Genomic DNA, 20,447 nt, shown 5'->3' on the forward strand with positions numbered 1-20,447 from the left:
CTTGCCTTGATAAGACTTTATTTAGAATTTTCCTTTAGATTGGAACAGGATAGTCGGAATATCTAAGGTGTTGGGTGCGACATGTTGTTTAAAAGGAAACAAGTCATCAGCAATGTGGATTGCGGCGATGTGTTCTATCGGCGGATGCAGCTTTCTGGTCGGGAAGAGGCGCGGGTCCTGTATGTCAGTGACGATGGTCAGGGCATTCCCCATGTCCATTATGAAGGAACCCTGCTGAGCTGCGGCAAGAAAGACCCGCAAGGACACCGCGTTTTGGCACTGGATGTGTTCCGGCGCAATTTTCAGGTGGCGCACTAAAGCCTACCTTTTCAAATCAGGCTGGTTTCCCCGTTTTGCCCCCTGCAGCAGCAGGGGAGTATCCCCCTTTCATGAGGGGCGGGCGCAAGGGGCAACGCCGATCCTCGATACAGGGCCCCCAAGGCGGGGCCTTTTTGCCGCAAGGTCGGTTCACCGTTCTTTTTCCGGGCTTTTTCACAAAACCGCTTCCATTCAGGGTTTTCGGGCACTTTCTTTGAGCCAAGGGCATAATTCCCCTAGGCATACCGAGAATTCATGTGCTATAGACCACCGCTGCATGTGGATTTGACGATAAATCTTTTCGATTTTCGGCATCGGCATGTGGAAGAAGATGCGGGTATGGCGGAACTGGTAGACGCGCCAGATTTAGGTTCTGGTGCCGAGAGGCGTGGGGGTTCGACTCCCTCTACCCGCACCATATTTTCACGGTCGACCTCCGGGACGGTCGCCTGAAATGAAGACTAATCTTTTAACGGAAATGACGGGCATTCGTTCATGCAAGTTACACAAACAAGCTCTGAAGGGCTGAAACGGGATTTTACAGTTGTCGTTGAAGCAGCTGAAATCGAAAGCAAAGTTACAGAAAAGCTGACCACCGTTGGCACTCAGGTTCGGTTGCCGGGCTTCCGTCCTGGTAAAGTCCCAATGAGTGTTCTTCGCCAGCGTTTTGGCAAGTCTGTCATGGGCGAAGTGCTTGAGGAAGCTGTTAACGAGTCCAGCCAGAAAGCGCTCAACGACAATGACCTGCGGCCTGCGCAGCAGCCGAAGATCGAAATCACAAAATTCGATGAGGGTTCAGACCTTGAATTCACCATCGAAGTCGAAATCATGCCGGACTTTGAGCCGATGGATTTCTCCAAGCTGAAGCTTGAGAAACTGGTCGCCGAAGTCGAGGAAGAAAAAGTCGACGAAGCGGTGCAGCAGATTGCCGCCCACCAGAAAAACTTCCAGAAAGTTGCCCGTAACCGCAAGTCCAAGGAGGGCGACGCCCTGCTGATCGACTTTGTCGGTAAGGTCGATGGCGTTGCCTTCGAAGGCGGCTCTGCGGAAGGTCACCTGCTTGAGCTTGGCTCCGGTCAGTTCATTCCGGGCTTTGAAGACCAGCTTGTTGGTCAGAAAGGCGGCGAGGAAGTCGACGTTACCGTGACTTTCCCGGAAAACTATGGTGCCGAGCACCTGGCTGGCAAGGAAGCCGTTTTCGAAGTCAAGGTTCACGAAGTGCAGGAAGCTGCCGACGTTGAAATTGACGACGATTTCGCCAAGAAACTGGGTCTGGACGATCTGGCAGCCCTCAAGGATGCCGTTCGTGGCCGTATTCAGGACGAGTACAACCAGCTTGGTCGTCAGACCTTGAAGCGCAACATGCTTGACGCACTGGCTGATGCTCATGACTTCGAAGTTCCTCCGGGAATGAAGGCAGCCGAATTCGACAACATCTGGTCACAGTTCCAGCAGGAACTGGAACGGTCCGGCGAGAAGCTGGAAGATCAGGATCAGTCCGAAGAGGAACTGCGCGAGGAATACAGCAAGATTGCCGAGCGTCGCGTTCGTCTTGGTCTGCTGTTGGCAGAAGTCGGTCGTCTGAACAATATCGATGTTTCCAACGAGGAAGTTCAGCAGGCCATGTTCGCACAGGCCCGGAATTTCCCGGGGCAGGAGCAGCAGATTTTCCAGATGTTCCAGCAGAATCCGGAAATGCAGAACTCCCTGCGGGCACCGATCTTTGAAGACAAGGTTGTCGATTTCATCGCCGAGCTGGCAAAAGTCGAGGAAAAAACTGTTTCCTATGACGATCTGATTGCCGATCCGGACGAGGAAAAAGAAGACAAGCCGGCTGCCAAAAAGAAGGCTGCACCTAAGAAAAAGGCCGCTGCTGAAAAGTCTGACGACGAGAAGCCTGCTGAAAAGAAGAAGGCAGCTCCGAAGAAGGCCGCAGCGAAAAAATCTGAAAAATAATTTTTCAGATTTAAAGTGGAAATTTCTATGACTATATTCAGTCTGAAATAACCACTGATGATTAAGGAAGAAGCGTAATGGTCGATGTGATTGATACCTATATGAACACTCTGGTGCCCATGGTTGTGGAACAGACAGCCCGGGGTGAGCGTGCATATGATATTTATTCACGGCTACTGAAAGAGCGAATTATCTTCGTGACTGGCCAGGTCCATGATGGCATGGCCAGTCTGATCACTGCGCAACTTCTGTTCCTGGAAGCGGAAAACCCGAACAAGCCGATCTCCATGTATATCAACTCCCCTGGTGGCGTTGTGACATCCGGATTGGCCATGTATGACACCATGCAGTATATCAAACCGGATATTGCTACCGTGTGTATCGGGCAGGCCGCTTCCATGGGCTCCTTCCTGCTGACCGCAGGAACCAAGGGACAGCGTTTCGCGCTTCCCAACGCCCGTGTCATGATCCACCAACCGTCCGGTGGGGCACAAGGTCAGGCCACAGATATTGAAATCCAGGCCCGTGAAATCCTGAAAGTGCGTGCCCGTCTCAACGACCTGTATGTCAAGCATACCGGCCAGCCCCTCGATGTGATTGAATCCTCGATGGAACGGGACAAGTTTTTGTCTGCTGATGAAGCCAAGGAATTCGGACTGATCGACGAGGTTGTTACCAGCCGTCCGGCAGAACTTTCCGTTGGCGAAGACAAAAAGGCATAAATACACTTTTTACGCGTAGTGTACTTGTACCCCCTGTTTTCAGATCATATGTTTCTATTAACGATCTGTTGAGGCTGCTTTGATATAGATAGGCTCAGCCTGTGGATTAGCCTGTTTTTTTCATTTCAGCTTCGGGTGACGATTTCCATATTAAGTGTTGTCCCTCACCGGGACGGCGGCTAATATGGAAAGTCCAACGAAAAATTGGAGTGTTTATGACCAAACTGAGTGGCGGAGATTCAAAGAATACCCTGTATTGCTCCTTCTGCGGCAAGAGCCAGCACGAGGTACGGAAGCTGATTGCAGGGCCGACAGTATTCATCTGTGATGAATGCGTCGAACTATGCATGGACATCATCCGCGAAGAACATAAAAGCACACTGGTCAAAACCAGTGACGGGGTCCCGACACCGCAGGAAATCAGCAAGGTGCTGGATGACTATGTGATCGGACAATCCCACGCGAAGAAAGTTCTCTCCGTGGCGGTTCATAACCATTACAAGCGCCTGCATCACGGCACCAAGTCCGATGATGTGGAACTGTCCAAGTCCAACATTCTGCTTGTTGGTCCGACCGGTTGCGGCAAGACGCTTCTTGCCCAGACCCTGGCGCGAATTCTGGATGTTCCGTTCACAATGGCCGATGCCACCACACTGACCGAGGCCGGTTACGTGGGTGAGGATGTGGAAAACATCATCCTCAAACTGCTGCAGGCCGCGGATTACAATGTGGAGCGGGCACAGCGCGGTATTGTCTATATTGACGAGGTCGACAAGATCAGCCGCAAGTCTGACAACCCGTCCATCACCCGTGACGTATCGGGTGAAGGGGTTCAGCAGGCCTTGCTGAAGATCATGGAAGGGACTGTTGCGTCCGTACCGCCGCAAGGTGGGCGCAAGCATCCGCAGCAGGAATTCCTGCAGGTGGACACGACCAATATCCTGTTCATTTGCGGTGGCGCCTTTGCGGGTCTGGACAAGATCATCAACTCCCGCGGCAAGGACACCTCTATCGGTTTCGGGGCGGATGTTCGTGCCGAGGATGACCGCAATGTGGGTGAGGTTCTGAAGGATGTGGAACCGGACGATTTGCAGAAATTCGGGATGATCCCTGAATTCATCGGTCGTCTTCCGGTCATTGCCACCCTTGAGGACCTGGACGAGCCGGCCCTGATCGAGATCCTGACCAACCCGAAAAACGCACTGGTCAAGCAGTATCAGCGACTGTTCAACATGGAAGATGTGAAGCTGTCCTTCACGGATGATGCCCTGTCTGCCATTGCCAACAAGGCGATCCAGCGGAAAACAGGGGCTCGGGGCCTGCGCTCCATCCTTGAAGGTATCCTTCTTGAGCCTATGTATGAACTTCCCACGCTGGAAGGTGTCGAGGAAATTGTCATCAACAATGAAGTTGTTGAAGCCAAGGCCCAGCCACTCTACATCTACGGTGACAGAAAAGACGCCTCTACCGGCGCTTAACAATTCATGATCGCAGGGCCGGACGCCCTGCGGTCAGTTTTCCATTCCGGGTCGGTTGTGCTTTTCATTGCTCTGTTTGGAAAGACAGACTGACCTGATAAGGCTTCATGATGATCGACACACCACAAACACAAATTTTCCCCGTCTTGCCGCTTCGGGACATCGTTGTGTTCCCGCATATGATTGTTCCGCTGTTTGTCGGCCGGGATAAATCAGTTCGCGCGCTTGAGGATGTCATGAAGGATGACAAGCAAATCCTTCTCGTGGCGCAGAAAAATGCCAATCAGGATGATCCGGGTGAAGACGATATTCACCGCGTTGGTACCATTGCCTCCGTCCTGCAGCTTCTGAAACTGCCGGATGGAACCGTCAAGGTTCTGGTGGAAGGCGGCGAGCGCGCCCGCATCAGCAAGTTCATGGAGAACGAGGATTTCTTCCAGGCCTATGCTGAAATCGTTGAGGAAAAGGACGAGGACTCTCCTGAACTGGAAGCTCTGGCCCGCTCCGTTATTTCCCAGTTTGAACAGTATGTGAAGCTGAACCGGAAGGTTCCGCCAGAAGTGCTGGTCTCTCTCAACCAGATTGAGGAGCCGTCCAAACTTGCTGATACAATGGCGTCCCACATGGCGCTGAAGATTGCGGAAAAGCAGGAACTTCTGGAAATCGAAGGGGTCGCTGAACGTCTGGAACGGGTGTATAGCCTGATCGAGGATGAGATCGGCGTTCTGCAGGTCGAGAAGAAAATCCGCAGCCGCGTCAAGCGTCAGATGGAAAAGACCCAGCGGGAATATTACCTGAACGAACAGATGAAGGCCATCCAAAAGGAACTGGGTGAGGGCGAGGACGGACGGGATGAGCTGTCCGAACTGGAAGAAAAACTCGCCGAAACCAAGTTGACCAAGGAAGCCAAGGAAAAATGCCAGCAGGAAATGAAAAAACTGCGGAGCATGAGCCCCATGTCTGCCGAGGCAACGGTTGTCCGCAACTATCTTGACTGGATTCTGACGATCCCGTGGGGCAAGCGCACCCGGGTCAAGAAAGACCTGAAACTGGCCGAGAAAATCCTGAATGACGATCACTATGGTCTTGAAAAGGTCAAGGAACGCATTCTGGAATATCTCGCGGTTCAGCAGCGGGTTCGGAAAAATCAGGGCTCCATCCTGTGTCTGGTGGGCCCTCCGGGTGTTGGTAAGACATCGCTGGGGCAGTCTGTTGCCAAGGCCACCGGCCGTAACTTTGTTCGCGTCGCCCTTGGTGGTGTTCGGGACGAAGCGGAAATCCGTGGTCATCGGCGGACCTATATCGGGTCCATGCCGGGCAAGGTGATCCAGTCCATGAAGAAGGCGAAGTCCATCAACCCGCTGTTCCTGTTTGACGAGATCGACAAGCTGGGCAACGACTTCCGGGGCGATCCGTCTTCTGCATTGCTGGAAGTGCTGGACCCGGAACAGAACACCCATTTCGCTGATCACTATCTGGAAGTGGAATATGATCTGTCCGAGGTGATGTTCATTTGTACAGCCAACTCGCTGAACATGCCGGGGCCGCTTCGCGACCGTATGGAGATCATTCAGCTTTCCGGGTATACCGAGGAAGAGAAGATCGAGATTGCCAAGCGTCACCTGTTGCAAAAGCAGATGAAGAACCACGGGCTGAAGAGCGGTGAATGGACGGTAACGGACGAGGCTGTTCGGGACCTGATCCGGTATTACTGCCGCGAAGCCGGTGTGCGTAATCTGGAACGGGAAATTGCCAAGCTGGCCCGTAAGGCCGTGAAGGAAATCATCACGGAAGGGGTCAAGTCCATCACGGTAACGCCGGAAAATCTTGAGAAATACGCGGGCGTTCGTCGCCACCGTTATGGTGAGATCGAGGAAGAGGACCGCGTTGGTCTGGTAACCGGTCTGGCCTGGACCGAGGTTGGCGGTGAGCTTCTGACCATTGAGGCTGTTAAGCTTTATGGTAAGGGCCGCATGCAGATCACCGGTAAACTGGGTGATGTGATGCAGGAATCTGTACAGGCTGCGAAAAGCTATGTTCAGTCCCGCTGTCTGGAAATGGGTGTGAAGCCGACCGATTTCGATCGGCATGACATTCACGTTCACGTTCCCGAAGGTGCGACACCGAAAGACGGTCCGTCTGCCGGTACGGCCATGGTGACCTCCATCATTTCCGTGCTGACCAACATTCCGGTTCGTAAAGATGTTGCCATGACCGGCGAGGTGACCCTGCGGGGCCGCGTTCTGCCGATTGGCGGCCTCAAGGAAAAACTTCTGGCGGCCCTTCGCGGCGGTATCAAAACGGTTCTGATCCCTCATGATAACGAGAAGGATCTGGCCGAAATTCCGGATAACGTGAAGGAAGGCCTTGAAATCATTCCGGTTTCACGGGTGGAAGAGGTGCTGAAAGTGGCCCTGACCAAACCGCTGGAGCCCTTGAACTGGAGCGAGGAACGTCTTGCGGAAGAACTGGCGAGTGCCGCTGCGGCACAGAAAACGCCGGGGGGTGTAACCACGCACTGATCTTCCGATCATAGCCGTAATATTTAATTGCGCGGCGCCGGTAATGTCTTTTTCGCAGTTTCATGCGGTTTGTGACATTTTCCGGTCGCCGCGCAATTTATTTGGGGCCAATTGAAACCCAACCGTCAAATCGTCCCCAAAATTTTAGAAAAACTGTCTCAAACGCGCAGAAAAGCTGGGGATATCTTTAATTTTCCCTTTGACCGACGGAAAAGTGGTCTCTAGTATTCAAACGTCTTTATACGATACGTATGATGAAAGATGTGCTTTTACAATTAAAGGGGGCTTATAGTGAATAAGAACGATCTCGTTGCCGCAGTGGCTGAAATTTCTGGTCTTGCTAAATCAGATGCAGCAAAAGGTGTCGACGCTGTTCTCGAAGCGATTACGAACGCTCTGACTAGCGGTGATGATGTTCGCCTGGTTGGCTTTGGTACTTTCAGCGTTGCTGAACGTAAAGCCTCTGAGGGCCGTAATCCACGGACTGGTGAAACCATCCAGATCGCTGCGTCCAAGCAGCCAAAATTCAAAGCTGGTAAAGCTCTGAAAGACTCTGTAAACGGCTAAAAACTCACGTTTTTCTGTAAAGCAGAAGGCCAGACCAAAAAAAATTGGTCTGGCCTCTTTTTTTGTCTTCCCTTTCCTGATTTGGCCTGTTATACACTGCCTCGCACCGCACGATGGGTGATTAGCTCAGCTGGTTAGAGCACCTCGTTTACACCGAGGGGGTCGGGAGTTCGAATCTCTCATCACCCACCATCATCAGAAAAAAAAGCCTGCCCCTCCCGGCAGGCTTTTTTCTTTTCTGACCCCAGCGTCAACAAGGCTGGCCCCGCAAGGCCCTTGGGTTCCTTGCCCCCGCATTCACCCGGTTCAATTTCTATTCCCCTGTTGATTGTTACAGGTGGCGTCGCTGTTTTCCAATTTGACGTGGGGGCGTCCCTGTTCGGTTTGCCGAGCGGAGGGGCTATCCCGATTCATTTTGGGGGGAATGCTGATTCTATTTTCAAAAAAAATATTCTTTTTTTGGAGAAAGAGAGAAGGGGACGGATTTTTTGTCGGGATGTGCACCTTTGGAGTTCACGGGCCGGGCAGACACCCCGGATGGATGAAGAGACAAAGGGGGCAGGGAGGGGATGCGACAGATCATCATGCGGGTGTCCCTTGAAAGATCGCGGTAGGCTCACGGGGATACTCCAGGCAGGCATTCCGGGCATGGTGCTCCGGTCAGGGCAGGGCGGTGCTGTGGCTGGTCTTATCTAGGCCACAGCTAGGCGAGATGTGAAAAAGGGTGCTGAGGGGCTTTTATGGCGGGAAGGGCGGCTAGTCTTCTTTAACGGTGGGGCGCGGGTGTGTTGCCGCTTTATGAAAGACGGCGGCAGCAGAGAGGGCGTGAAATCGGGCTCATTTTTGTCATGGCTGCGTTTAAAGGGAATGGTTTTGAAAAAATTCCAGTTAATCCCTGTTTTTATTGAATAAATCTTTTGTGACAAAAGGGGGGGGCAGTCTGCTTCAAGAAAAAATTTGTTAAAAAAACCGACATATTTTGCCCGCGCACTTGAATCATGATTCAGGAAAAAGGGAAGGGGACGGGAAAAGGGGCGCGTCATTTTTTAGAATAGTTTTCGAGACCTCTCTCAAATCAGCTTTGCCTTTAGTTTAAAACCCCATGAAAACCGTCATTTTGAGGGCCCATTTTGACGCTGTAAAAAAATCTTCAAAAAATCTGCTTATGTTGCTTGACAGTAGGGCGGTCCTTCACTAGAAAACGGCCTCACAGCGGGGGTGTAGCTCAGTTGGTTAGAGCGCCGGCCTGTCACGCCGGAGGCCGCGGGTTCGAGTCCCGTCACTCCCGCCACTTTCTTCCCCGGAAGAAGAGGTTCCGCTGTAAGTCGCTTGACAGTCAAGCGGACCTTGATTAAGAAAAATGGCCTCATATTTTGGGGGTGTAGCTCAGTTGGTTAGAGCGCCGGCCTGTCACGCCGGAGGCCGCGGGTTCGAGTCCCGTCACTCCCGCCACTTCTTTCCAGGAAGAAGTTCCAATGGTTGAAAGCCTCGTCAGGTCACCCGACTTGCGAGGTTTTTTTGATTCTGGCCCAAAAAAAAATATGGCGAAATTAGGTTGCTAATTGCCTATTTTTCCTTATAACCCACCACTATAATGCACGCAATTTGAGCTAGAGGGAGCGTCGCTGACCTGACCTGTTGATGTGAGGGGTAAGCGGCTGTTGTCGATAAGATGGAAGCATTACTTGTAGAATACCTACCCATCCTGATTTTTCTGGGACTCGCGGTTGGTCTGTCAGCCGTAATCGTGATCGCCTCAATGGTGGTCGCGGCCCAACATCCTGACAGCGAAAAGCTGTCTCCATATGAATGTGGGTTCGAACCGTTCGATGATGCACGGAACCAGTTTGATGTTCGCTTCTATCTTGTTGCGATCCTGTTCATTATCTTCGACCTTGAAGTGGCTTTCCTGTTCCCGTGGGCGGTGTCCCTCGGTGATGTCGGGATTTTCGGTTTCTGGTCCATGATGGTGTTCCTGGGCATCCTTACAATCGGATTTATCTATGAATGGAAGAAGGGAGCTCTGGAATGGGAGTAAATTCCTCACCAGCAGTCGTTCCGGGTGCATCCGCCGTTGGTGGTGACCAGGACGAGTTTTTCCGTGACCTCAGTCAGGAACTGGACGACAAGGGGTTTGTCGTCACGCAGGTTGACAAGCTGGTCAACTGGGCGCGTACAGGGTCTCTGTGGCCGATGACATTCGGTCTGGCCTGCTGCGCCGTCGAAATGATGCATGCCTGGCAGCCCCGGTATGACATGGAACGTCTGGGCGTTGTCCCGCGGGGATCACCACGTCAATCCGACGTGATGATCGTGGCTGGTACCCTGACCAACAAGATGGCCCCGGCACTTCGCAAGGTTTATGACCAGATGGCAGAACCTCGCTATGTGATTTCCATGGGCTCCTGTGCAAACGGCGGTGGGTATTACCACTATTCATACTCCGTGGTTCGTGGCTGTGACCGTATCGTGCCGGTCGACATCTATGTTCCCGGCTGTCCGCCGACTGCCGAGGCTCTGGTTTACGGCGTCTTCCAGTTGCAGAAGAAGATCCGTCGCACCGGAACTTTTGTCAGATAATCGAGTGAGTGGACGAGAAATGGATCAAGCACTAAACGAACTCGGCGCCCATATCGCCGGGGAGCTGTCCTCGGAAGTGACCTCAACCAAGGTCGCGTTTGGCGAACTGACAGTCTATGCCCGGGCCGAGGTGGTGGACAAGGTACTGGCCTTCCTGCGTGATGATGCGTCATGCAAGTTCCAGATCCTTGTGGATGTCTGCGGTGTGGACTTTCCGGAACGCTCCAAGCGTTTCGATGTGGTCTACAACCTGCTGAGCCTGAAACATAACCAGCGTGTCCGTGTTATCGCCGAAACCGATGCCCGGACCCCGGTTCCCAGTGTCGTTTCCCTGTTCCCGGCCGCAAACTGGTTCGAGCGGGAAGCGTGGGACATGTATGGAATCATGTTCTCCGGTCACCCGGACCTGCGGCGCATCCTGACCGACTACGGTTTCGAGGGGCATCCCCTTCGCAAGGATTTCCCGCTGACCGGTCATGTGGAGCTTCGCTATAGCGAGGACGAGAAGCGGGTGGTTTACGAGCCTGTTTCCCTGACACAGGAATTCCGCAAATTTGACTTCCAGAGCCCTTGGGAAGGCACGGATTATGTGCTGCCGGGTGATGAAAAGGCGAAGGAACAGGAATAATGGCTGAAGTACAGATCAAAAACTATACCCTGAACTTTGGTCCGCAGCACCCTGCGGCGCACGGCGTGCTCCGTATGGTCATGGAGCTGGACGGTGAGGTGGTCGAACGGATCGATCCTCATATCGGGCTGCTGCACCGGGGAACGGAAAAGCTGATCGAGAACAAGACCTACATGCAGTCCATGCCGTATTTCGATCGGCTGGACTATTCTGCGCCCATGGCGCAGGAGCATGCCTTCGTTCTGGCAGCCGAAAAACTGCTCGGTTGTGAGGTTCCGGAGCGGGCGCAGTATATCCGTGTCCTGTATGCGGAAATCTCCCGCCTGATGAACCACCTGATGAACGTCTGTGCACAGGCCATGGACGTGGGTGCAACCACACCGATGCTGTGGGGCTTTGTGGAACGGGAAACCCTCATGGAATTCTATGAGCGTGTTTCCGGTGCCCGGATGCATGCAGCCTATTTCCGCGTTGGCGGTGTCCATCAGGACCTGCCGGCTGGTCTGGCCGAGGACATCCGTCGCTTCATCAAGGATTTCCCGCAGGTTCTCGATGATATCGAAACCCTGCTGACGGAAAACCGGATCTTCAAGCAACGGAACGTGAATATCGGTGTTGTCACCGAGGAAGAGGCAATGGCCTGGGGCTTCTCCGGTGTCATGCTGCGCTCTACCGGTCTGGCATGGGACCTTCGCAAGGCACAGCCTTACGACGCCTATGACAAGGTGGACTTCGACATTCCGGTTGGACTGAACGGTGACTGTTACGACCGTTATCTGATGCGCGTTGAGGAAATGCGTCAGTCCCTCAGGATCATGGAACAGTGTCTGGATCAGATGCCGGAAGGCCCGATCCTGAGCACGGACCCGAAAGTGGCTCCGCCGCGCCGGTCAGACATGAAAACCTCCATGGAAGCGCTGATCAACCACTTCAAGCACTACACGGAAGGTGTGAAGATCCCGGCCGGGGAAACCTATTTCGCCATTGAGGCACCGAAGGGTGAGTTTGCGGTCTATCTGGTTTCAGACGGATCCAGCAAGCCATACCGCTGTAAGATTCGGGCGCCGGGATATGCCCATCTGCAAGGCATGGATTTCCTGACAAAGGGACATATGCTGGCCGACGCGTCGGCAATTTTGGGTAGTTTGGATATTGTATTCGGTGAGGTGGACCGATGAGTCAGGTAATAGCAACAGGCAAGGCCTTCGAATTCACGCCTGAAAATGTGGAAAAGGCGAAGGTATTCATTGCCAAGTATCCTGAAGGACGCCAGCAAAGCGCCGTTATGCCGCTTCTGGATCTGGCACAGCGCCAGAACGGCAACTGGTTGTCCCGGGAAGCACTGGAATATGTCGGTAACTTTCTGAACGTTCCGTATATGCGGGTTCTGGAAGTGGCCAGCTTCTACACGATGTACAGCCTGAAGCCGGTCGGGAAATATTACCTGCAACTGTGCCGGACAACCCCGTGCTGGCTGCGCGGCTGTGACAATCTGGTAAAGGTTTGTGAAGACAAACTTGGTATTCACAACGGTGAATCAACCGAAGACGGTAAATTCACGCTGCTGGAGGTGGAATGCCTCGGTGCCTGCGTGAACGCGCCTGTTGTTCAGGTCAATGACGATTACTACGAAGACCTGACACCGGAAAGTTTCGAGGCCCTGCTGGACAAGCTGGCAAAGGATGAAGTTCCGGCCCATGGTCCGCAGGTCGACCGACTGAATTCCGCACCGGAAGACGGTCAAACAACCTTGTTAGAAAAAGCGGGGGATGCCTGATGCTGAAAGACCAGGATCGTATCTTTACCAACCTTTACGGGCAGCATGACTGGCGTCTTGCTGGCGCCAAGGCACGTGGCATCTGGGACAACACCAAGAAGCTGCTGGAAATTGGTCAGGACGAAATCATTGAACAGGTGAAGGCCAGTGGCCTTCGCGGTCGCGGCGGCGCCGGGTTCCCGACGGGCCTGAAATGGTCCTTCATGCCGAAGGAATCAGACGGTCGTCCGAACTACCTGATCGTCAACGCCGACGAATCCGAGCCGGGAACCTGTAAGGACCGCGAAATCATGCGGTTCGATCCCCATCGTCTGCTGGAAGGCTGTCTGGTGGCCGGTTTCGCCATGCGCGCCGTTGCCGCCTATATCTATATCCGCGGCGAGTTCGTGAACGAGGCCATCCACCTCAACGAAGCCATTCAGGAAGCCTATGCGGACGGCCTGATCGGCAAGAACGCCTGTGGCTCCGGCTACGATTTTGACATTTATGTCCACCGGGGTGCCGGTGCGTATATCTGCGGCGAGGAAACCGCGCTGATCGAAAGCCTGGAAGGCAACAAGGGGCAACCGCGCCTGAAGCCGCCATTCCCGGCCAACGTTGGTGCATGGGGCTGCCCGTCCACGGTAAACAACGTGGAAAGTATTGCGGTGGGCCCGGAAATCCTGCGTCGCGGCGCCGACTGGTTCGCCGGTATTGGACGTCCGAACAACACAGGCACCAAACTTTTCTGTATTTCAGGGCATGTGAACAACCCCTGTAACGTGGAAGAGGAAATGGGCATTCCCCTTCGGGAACTGATCGAAAAGCATGCCGGCGGTGTGCGCGGTGGGTGGGACAACCTGCTGGCCATCATTCCGGGCGGCTCTTCCGTTCCGCTTCTGCCGAAGGAAATCTGCGATACGGTCCTGATGGACTTTGACAGTCTTCGCGAAGTCCAGAGCGGACTTGGTACGGCGGCAGTTATTGTCATGGACAAGTCAACGGACGTGATCGCGGCCATTGAGCGCCTGTCCCACTTCTACAAGCATGAAAGCTGCGGCCAGTGCACACCGTGCCGGGAAGGAACCGGCTGGATGTGGCGGGTGATGCAGCGCCTTGTATCGGGTGATGCCGATCTGGAAGAAATCGATATGCTGATCAATGTGTCCAAGCGGATTGAAGGGCATACCATCTGTGCTCTGGGTGATGCGGCTGCGTGGCCGGTCCAGGGTCTGGTGCGTCATTTCCGCCCGGTCATTGAAGAGCGGATCAAAAACAAGAAAGCCGTGAAAGCGGCCTGATTGGCACGCTACTTGAGGAGCCAAGAATGCCGACACTTACAGTAGACGGTGTAGAAGTCACAGTTGAAAACGGAGCGACCATCCTGCAGGCCTGTGAAGAGGCCGGCGCGGAAATCCCTCGCTTCTGTTACCACGAGCGGCTCTCCATTGCGGGGAACTGCCGTATGTGTCTTGTCGAGATGGAAAAAGCCCCCAAGCTGGTCGCATCCTGTGCGATGCCGGCTGGCGATGGCATGGTGATCCACACCAACACCCAGAAGGTCAAGGAAGGTCGGGAAGGGGCGATGGAGTTCCTTCTGATCAACCACCCGCTTGATTGCCCGATTTGCGATCAGGGCGGTGAATGTGACCTTCAGGACCAGTCCATGGCCTACGGTTCAGGTACCAGCCGGTATCTTGAGCACAAACGTGCGGTCAAGGAAAAGAACATGGGCCCGTTGATCAAGACGACCATGACCCGGTGCATCCATTGTACGCGCTGCGTACGGTTTGCCACCGAGGTTGCCGGTGTCGAGGATCTGGGGGCTCTTAATCGCGGTGAAAACACCGAGATTGTAACCTATCTGGAGCAGGCCCTGAATTCCGAGGTCTCAGGCAACATCATTGACCTGTGCCCGGTTGGCGCTCTGACCTCCAAGCCCTATGCCTTCACGGCCCGCCCGTGGGAGCTTCGCAAGACGGAAAGCATCGACGTGCTGGACGCGGTCGGTGCCAACATCCGTATCGATTCCAAGGGGCAGGAAGTCATGCGCATCCTGCCGCGGCTGAACGAGGACGTGAACGAGGAATGGTTGTCCGACCGCTCCCGTTTCTCCTATGACGGTCTGAAGGCACAGCGTCTTGATACACCTTATGTCCGCAAGGATGGCCGTTTGCAGGCTGTCGGTTGGGCCGAGGCTCTTGACGTTGTCGGTGCGAAACTGGCCGTAACCGACGCAGCGCGCATTGGCGCGATTGCCGGTGATCTGGTCTGTTCTGAAAGCATGAAGGCCCTGAAGGACCTGATGGACGCCCTTGGCGTTGCCAATATCGATTGCCGTCAGGATGGCGCCAAGCTGTCCACCGCGACCCGCAGTGCGTATCTCTTCAATACGACCATTGCCGGGATCGAGGATGCAGACGCGCTGCTGATCGTCGGATCAAACCCGCGTTTGGAAGCAGCCCTGATCAACACTCGCATTCGCAAGCGTTGGAAGAAGGGTGCCTTCCCGATTGGCGTTATCGGCGAGCAGATCGACCTGAACTACGGTCATGAATATCTGGGTGCCGGTGCGGCAACCCTGCAGGAAGTAGCCGAAGGCAAGCATTCCTTCGCCGAGGTTCTGAAGAAGGCCGAACGTCCCATGATCATCGTGGGGCAGGGTGCCTTGACACGGAATGATGGCGATGCGGTTCTTGCCCTGGCCCGTCAGGTGGCTGAAACCACCGGCATGGTCACTGGTGACTGGAATGGCTTCAACATTCTGCACACTGCAGCGGCCCGCGTTGCCGGTCTGGACCTTGGTCTGGTTCCGGGTGAAGGCGGAAAATCCGTTCCGGAAATGCTGGATGCGGCCGCCGCTGGCGATCTTGACGTTGTCTACCTACTGGGTGCGGACGAGATCGATACGGCGAAACTTGAAAAAGCCTTTGTTATCTATCAGGGCAGCCACGGCGATGCCGGGGCCCATGCCGCTGATGTGATCCTGCCGGGTGCGGCCTATACCGAAAAAGACGCCATCTGGGTCAATACGGAAGGCCGGGCACAGCTGGGTTTGCGGGCCATCTTCCCTCCGGGAGAGGCACGGGAAGACTGGGCGATCCTGCGGGCGCTGTCTGACAAGGTCGAAAAGACATTGCCTTACAACACGATAGATCAGCTTCGTGCCAAAATGGTTGAAGTTGCACCGCACTTCGCGGACATCGATGTTGTCACCGCAGCACCGTGGGGCGAGTTTGGAACAGCCGGCGCCGTTGACGCTGCACCGTTCACAAACCCGATTACCGATAACTACCTGTCCAACGCCATTTCACGGGCGAGCGGCATCATGGCGGAATGCAGCGCTGCATTCTCCGGTAAAGTAGAAGAGGGGACCGGCACCAATGGTTGAGTTCTGGGACGTATATGCGCTGCCGACCATTATTATTCTGGCGAAAATCCTGGCCATCGTCCTGCCGCTTTTGATCGCGGTGGCGTATCTGACCCTGTATGAACGCAAGGTCATGGCCCTGATGCAGCTTCGTAAGGGGCCGAACGTTGTCGGTTTCTACGGATTGCTGCAGCCATTGGCGGACGGCGCCAAGCTGTTTTTCAAGGAAACGGTTGTACCGACCGGGGCGAACAAGGCCCTGTTCCTGATTGCACCGATGTTGACTTTCATCCTGTCCCTGATTGCATGGGCGGTCATTCCCTTTGACGAGGGCATGGTTCTGGCGGATATCAACGTGGGTGTTCTGTACCTGTTTGCGATTTCCTCGCTTGGGGTTTACGGGATCGTGGTGGCCGGTTGGGCCTCCAACTCCCGCTATCCGTTCCTGGGGGCGCTTCGCTCTGCGGCGCAGATGGTTTCCTATGAGGTTTCCATCGGTTTCGTGATGATCACGGTTCTGCTGTGTGTCGGATCGTTGAACCTGACCGACATCGTCATGTCACAGAAGGGCGGACTGGGGCTGTTCAACTGGTACTTCGTGCCGTTGTTCCCGATGTTCATCATCTTCTTCGTGTCGATCCTTGCGGAAACCAACCGTCACCCGTTCGACCTTCCGGAAGCGGAAGCGGAACTGGTTGCCGGTTACCAGACCGAATACTCCTCCATGGCGTTCGCACTGTTCTTCCTTGGGGAATATGCAAACATGATCCTGATGAGCGGGATCTGTACCGTGTTGTTCCTGGGTGGCTGGTTGCCGCCGGTTGACATTGCACCGCTCAACTGGATTCCGGGGATCATCTGGTTTGGTATCAAGGTCGCGGCCCTGCTGTTTGTGTTCATCTGGGTTCGGGCAACCTTGCCACGCTACCGGTATGACCAGCTGATGCGTCTGGGTTGGAAAGTGTTCCTGCCGTTCTCGCTGATCTGGGTCGTGTTGACGGCCGGGTTCCTGGTCGCCTTCGATATGGTACCGGCGTAAACGGTTTAAAGTCTGAATTGAGTACCCGGTCCCTCTTGGACCGGGGATATGGGATTTAAAGGTAAGAGGCTAATCATGGGCTTCATAGATAAACAGGCACGCAGTCTGCTGTTGAGCGAAATCGTCTCGGGTCTGTCGTTGACGTTCCGCTATATGTTCAAGAACAAGGCGACGATCAACTACCCGTATGAGAAGGGACCTCTCAGCCCGCGTTTCCGTGGCGAGCACGCGCTGCGCCGGTATGCCAATGGGGAAGAACGCTGCATTGCCTGCAAGCTGTGTGAAGCAGCGTGTCCGGCTCTGGCCATTACGATCGACGCAGAACCGCGTGAGGACGGCAGCCGCCGGACCACCCGCTATGACATCGACATGACCAAGTGCATTTACTGTGGTTTCTGTCAGGAAGCCTGTCCGGTGGATGCGATTGTTGAAGGTCCGAATTTCGAATTTGCAACTGAAACCCGCGAGGAACTGTTCTACGACAAGGACAAGCTGCTCGCTAACGGAGATCGGTGGGAGCAGGAAATTGCTCAGAACCTCAACGCCGACACACCGTACAGATAAGTTAGGACGATAGCTGTGTTACCAGTGATCAAGATAAAGTCACCAACAAAGGGGGGAGGAAAGTAATGATCGTTGCTACTCTTGCTTTCTACCTGTTTGCCGCAATCACCGTCGCGTCCGCCTTCATGGTCATCGCGTCCAAGAACCCGGTTCATTCCGTTCTGTTCCTGATTTTGGCATTCTTCAACTCTGCTGCGCTGTTTGTCCTGCTGGGGGCCGAGTTCCTGGCGATGATCCTTGTGGTTGTCTATGTGGGCGCGGTTGCGGTCCTGTTCCTGTTCGTGGTCATGATGCTCGACATCAACTTCACGGCGCTGCGTCAGGGCTTTTTGCAATATCTGCCGATCGGTGGCCTGATCGGAATTATCCTGCTGATCGAGCTGCTGCTTGTTGTCGGCGGATGGACGCTGGCACCGGAAGCGGTTACCGCCGGGTTTGAGCCTGTCAAGGGCGTGGCCGGGGCAACCAACACCGAGCAAATCGGCAGCATCCTGTACACAAATTATGTTTATCTTTTCCAGGCAGCGGGCATGATCCTGCTGGTGGCCATGATCGGCGCCATCGTCCTGACGCATCGTCAGCGTCCGGGTGTGCGCAAGCAGGTCATCGCTGATCAGGTTTATCGCCGTCCGGAAGACTCCATGGCAGTTCGCAAAGTCGAACCCGGCCAGGGCATTTAAGGGGGAGCGTTATGGAAATCGGATTAGCCCATTACCTGACCGTGTCTGCCATCCTTCTGACATTGGGTATCTTCGGTATCTTCCTGAACCGGAAGAACGTGATCGTGATCCTGATGTCAGTGGAGCTGATGCTGCTGGCCGTGAACATCAACCTTGTGGCTTTCTCCAGCTTTATGGGGGATCTGGCCGGGCAGGTGTTCGCACTCTTCATCCTGACTGTTGCTGCCGGTGAGGCGGCAATCGGTCTTGCCATCCTTGTTGTTTATTTCCGAAACCGTGGATCGATTGCGGTTGAGGACATCCATCACATGAAAGGCTAAGGCTAAGAAACATGATGTACGTCCTCATTGTTTTCCTTCCGCTTCTCGCTGCCTTGCTGGCAGGCCTTGGTGGTCGCCAGCTTGGTGACCGGGGAAGCCAGATTGTAACCTGCGGTGCTGTCGGCACCAGTGCCATCCTGTCCTGGGTGGCCCTGTTGCAGGTGGCGTTCGGAAATGCGCCGGTATCGGTTGAACTGTTTACATGGATCGCGTCCGGTGACTTCAATGTGTCCTGGTCGCTCCGCATTGACAGCCTGACTGCAGTTATGCTGGTGGTTGTGAACACGGTTTCCGCCCTCGTTCACATCTATTCCGTTGGCTATATGTCCCATGATCCGCACAAGCCGCGCTTCATGGCCTATCTGTCCCTGTTTACCTTTGCCATGCTGATGCTGGTGACCTCTGACAACCTGCTCCAAATGTATTTCGGCTGGGAAGGCGTGGGTCTGGCCAGTTACCTGCTGATCGGTTTCTGGTACAAGAAGCCGACCGCAAACGCAGCCGCGATCAAGGCCTTTGTGGTCAACCGTGTGGGTGACTTTGGTTTCGCGCTTGGCATCATGGGCATTTTCTATGTCTTTGGTTCCATCAGCTTCGACACCATCTTTGCCGCGGCACCGGATCAGGTTGGCAATACGTTCAACTTCCTCGGTCTCGAGGTGGACATTCTGACGACCCTGTGTCTGCTGCTGTTCCTGGGTGCCATGGGTAAATCCGCCCAGCTTGGTCTGCACACCTGGTTGCCGGACGCCATGGAAGGCCCGACACCTGTGTCCGCGCTTATCCATGCGGCAACAATGGTGACCGCGGGTGTCTTCATGGTGGCACGTCTGTCACCGGTCTTTGAATATTCCCCGGATGCCCTTGCCGTGGTGACTGTGGTTGGTGCCTCTACGGCGCTGTTCGCGGCAACCGTCGGTCTGGTCCAGAACGACATCAAGCGCGTGATCGCCTATTCAACCTGTTCCCAGCTGGGGTACATGTTCTTCGCGATTGGCGTTGGTGCGTATCCGGTGGCCATTTTCCACCTGTTCACACACGCCTTCTTCAAGGCCCTGTTGTTCCTTGGCTCCGGCTCTGTCATTCATGCGGTCTCTGATGAGCAGGACATGCGCAAGATGGGCGGCCTGTTCCGTCACATCAAGATCACCTATGTCATGATGTTCATCGGTACATTGGCCCTGACAGGTGTTCCGTTCTTCGCCGGCTACTACTCCAAGGATGCCGTGATCGAAGCGGCCTTCGCAGCCGGTTCCGGTGTTGGCCAGTACGCTTTCTGGTGTGGTGTGGGCGCGGCTGTCCTGACAGCTTTCTATTCATGGCGCCTGATGTTCATGACCTTCCACGGAACGCCGCGTGCGGACAAGGAAGTCATGTCCCATGTTCATGAAAGCCCGTTTGTCATGCTGTTCCCGCTCTATGTTCTGGCAGTGGGTGCGGTGTTTGCAGGTTGGTTCTTCTATCCGTATATGGTGGGTGAACATCATGTGGCCTTCTGGGGTGACGCGATTGTCATGCTGGAAAGCAACCAGATCATGGAACAGTTCCACCATGTCCCGGGTTGGGTTATCGCGGCGCCTCTGGTTGCCGGTGTGGTTGGTCTGCTGGTGTCCTGGAACATGTATATCCGTCGTCCGGATATTCCGGTCCAGCTCGCCAAGACCCATTCCGCCCTGTACCAGTTCCTGCTGAACAAATGGTATTTCGACGAACTGTACGACTTCCTGTTCGTACGTCCGTCACGTTGGCTGGGAACCCAGTTCTGGAACATCGGTGATACCCGTATCATCGACGGTCTGGGCCCGAACGGGATTGCGGCACGGGTTGTCGATCTCGCCAAGCGGGCGGCACTGCTCCAGAGCGGGTATGTCTATCACTATGCGTTTGCAATGCTGATCGGGGTTGCCTTGTTTGTTTCTTACTTCTTCTTCGCAGGTGGGCACTAAG

The 20,447-nt window shown here is 54.6% G+C and carries 18 protein-coding genes and 4 tRNA genes; all 22 read left to right on the forward strand.

All coding sequences use genetic code 11. From position 1 onward, the window contains the following. The first annotated feature begins 81 nt into the window (after positions 1 to 81). The gene (locus FQB27_RS11690; RefSeq protein ID WP_169561221.1) at positions 82 to 318 is read left to right on the forward strand and encodes a hypothetical protein; all 237 of its coding nucleotides are present in this window, start codon (positions 82 to 84) and stop codon (positions 316 to 318) included. 333 nt (positions 319 to 651) lie between these two features. Further along, positions 652 to 736, forward strand: a tRNA-Leu gene (locus FQB27_RS11695). Positions 737 to 813: 77 nt separating this feature from the next. Beyond that, positions 814 to 2,274 (forward strand): trigger factor, encoded by a 1,461-nt coding sequence (tig, locus tag FQB27_RS11700; RefSeq protein ID WP_169561222.1) that lies wholly within the window; start codon positions 814 to 816, stop codon positions 2,272 to 2,274. 77 nt (positions 2,275 to 2,351) lie between these two features. Next, the gene (clpP, locus tag FQB27_RS11705; RefSeq protein WP_169561223.1) at positions 2,352 to 2,996 is read left to right on the forward strand and encodes an ATP-dependent Clp endopeptidase proteolytic subunit ClpP; all 645 of its coding nucleotides are present in this window, start codon (positions 2,352 to 2,354) and stop codon (positions 2,994 to 2,996) included. A 215-nt stretch (positions 2,997 to 3,211) separates the two neighbouring features. Continuing rightward, positions 3,212 to 4,474, forward strand: coding sequence for an ATP-dependent Clp protease ATP-binding subunit ClpX (gene clpX / locus FQB27_RS11710; RefSeq protein ID WP_169561224.1), 1,263 nt, complete (start codon positions 3,212 to 3,214; stop codon positions 4,472 to 4,474). A gap of 110 nt (positions 4,475 to 4,584) precedes the next feature. Next, positions 4,585 to 6,996 (forward strand): endopeptidase La, encoded by a 2,412-nt coding sequence (gene lon / locus FQB27_RS11715; protein ID WP_169561374.1) that lies wholly within the window; start codon positions 4,585 to 4,587, stop codon positions 6,994 to 6,996. 291 nt (positions 6,997 to 7,287) lie between these two features. Further along, complete coding sequence (locus FQB27_RS11720; RefSeq protein ID WP_169561225.1) at positions 7,288 to 7,563, forward strand: HU family DNA-binding protein; 276 nt, start codon at positions 7,288 to 7,290, stop codon at positions 7,561 to 7,563. Between the two features lie 115 nt (positions 7,564 to 7,678). Further along, positions 7,679 to 7,755 (forward strand) — tRNA-Val (locus FQB27_RS11725). A gap of 1,022 nt (positions 7,756 to 8,777) precedes the next feature. Continuing rightward, positions 8,778 to 8,854 (forward strand) — tRNA-Asp (locus tag FQB27_RS11730). A gap of 84 nt (positions 8,855 to 8,938) precedes the next feature. Further along, positions 8,939 to 9,015 (forward strand) — tRNA-Asp (locus FQB27_RS11735). 220 nt (positions 9,016 to 9,235) lie between these two features. Then, positions 9,236 to 9,601, forward strand: coding sequence for an NADH-quinone oxidoreductase subunit A (locus FQB27_RS11740; protein WP_169561226.1), 366 nt, complete (start codon positions 9,236 to 9,238; stop codon positions 9,599 to 9,601). Continuing rightward, positions 9,592 to 10,143 (forward strand): NuoB/complex I 20 kDa subunit family protein, encoded by a 552-nt coding sequence (locus tag FQB27_RS11745; RefSeq protein ID WP_206374601.1) that lies wholly within the window; start codon positions 9,592 to 9,594, stop codon positions 10,141 to 10,143. The genes FQB27_RS11740 and FQB27_RS11745 overlap by 10 nt, the downstream gene beginning before the upstream one ends. Before the next feature lie 19 nt (positions 10,144 to 10,162). Beyond that, positions 10,163 to 10,771, forward strand: coding sequence for an NADH-quinone oxidoreductase subunit C (locus FQB27_RS11750; RefSeq protein ID WP_169561228.1), 609 nt, complete (start codon positions 10,163 to 10,165; stop codon positions 10,769 to 10,771). After that, entirely contained in the window at positions 10,771 to 11,949 is a 1,179-nt protein-coding gene (locus tag FQB27_RS11755) for an NADH-quinone oxidoreductase subunit D (RefSeq protein ID WP_169561229.1), read from the forward strand. Before FQB27_RS11750 ends, FQB27_RS11755 begins: the two co-directional genes overlap by 1 nt. Continuing rightward, the gene (gene nuoE / locus FQB27_RS11760; protein ID WP_169561230.1) at positions 11,946 to 12,548 is read left to right on the forward strand and encodes an NADH-quinone oxidoreductase subunit NuoE; all 603 of its coding nucleotides are present in this window, start codon (positions 11,946 to 11,948) and stop codon (positions 12,546 to 12,548) included. Before FQB27_RS11755 ends, nuoE begins: the two co-directional genes overlap by 4 nt. After that, a complete protein-coding gene (nuoF, locus tag FQB27_RS11765) occupies positions 12,548 to 13,828 on the forward strand; it encodes an NADH-quinone oxidoreductase subunit NuoF (protein WP_169561231.1) in 1,281 nt (426 codons plus the stop codon). The genes nuoE and nuoF overlap by 1 nt, the downstream gene beginning before the upstream one ends. A gap of 26 nt (positions 13,829 to 13,854) precedes the next feature. Further along, positions 13,855 to 15,918 (forward strand): NADH-quinone oxidoreductase subunit NuoG, encoded by a 2,064-nt coding sequence (nuoG, locus tag FQB27_RS11770; protein ID WP_169561232.1) that lies wholly within the window; start codon positions 13,855 to 13,857, stop codon positions 15,916 to 15,918. Next, complete coding sequence (gene nuoH / locus FQB27_RS11775; protein ID WP_169561233.1) at positions 15,911 to 16,936, forward strand: NADH-quinone oxidoreductase subunit NuoH; 1,026 nt, start codon at positions 15,911 to 15,913, stop codon at positions 16,934 to 16,936. The genes nuoG and nuoH overlap by 8 nt, the downstream gene beginning before the upstream one ends. Before the next feature lie 75 nt (positions 16,937 to 17,011). Beyond that, positions 17,012 to 17,500, forward strand: a complete 489-nt coding sequence (nuoI, locus tag FQB27_RS11780) for an NADH-quinone oxidoreductase subunit NuoI (RefSeq protein ID WP_169561234.1) — start codon at positions 17,012 to 17,014, stop codon at positions 17,498 to 17,500. Between the two features lie 65 nt (positions 17,501 to 17,565). After that, the gene (locus FQB27_RS11785; protein WP_169561235.1) at positions 17,566 to 18,180 is read left to right on the forward strand and encodes an NADH-quinone oxidoreductase subunit J; all 615 of its coding nucleotides are present in this window, start codon (positions 17,566 to 17,568) and stop codon (positions 18,178 to 18,180) included. Between the two features lie 11 nt (positions 18,181 to 18,191). Next, positions 18,192 to 18,500, forward strand: coding sequence for an NADH-quinone oxidoreductase subunit NuoK (gene nuoK, locus FQB27_RS11790; RefSeq protein WP_169561236.1), 309 nt, complete (start codon positions 18,192 to 18,194; stop codon positions 18,498 to 18,500). Positions 18,501 to 18,514: 14 nt separating this feature from the next. Beyond that, on the forward strand, positions 18,515 to 20,446 hold the full coding sequence (nuoL, locus tag FQB27_RS11795; protein WP_169561375.1) for an NADH-quinone oxidoreductase subunit L: 1,932 nt from the start codon (positions 18,515 to 18,517) through the stop codon (positions 20,444 to 20,446). Position 20,447 lies beyond the last annotated feature (1 nt).

Origin of the sequence: Sneathiella chinensis, from assembly GCF_012720115.1 — a bacterium.
GTDB lineage: Bacteria > Pseudomonadota > Alphaproteobacteria > Sneathiellales > Sneathiellaceae > Sneathiella > Sneathiella chinensis.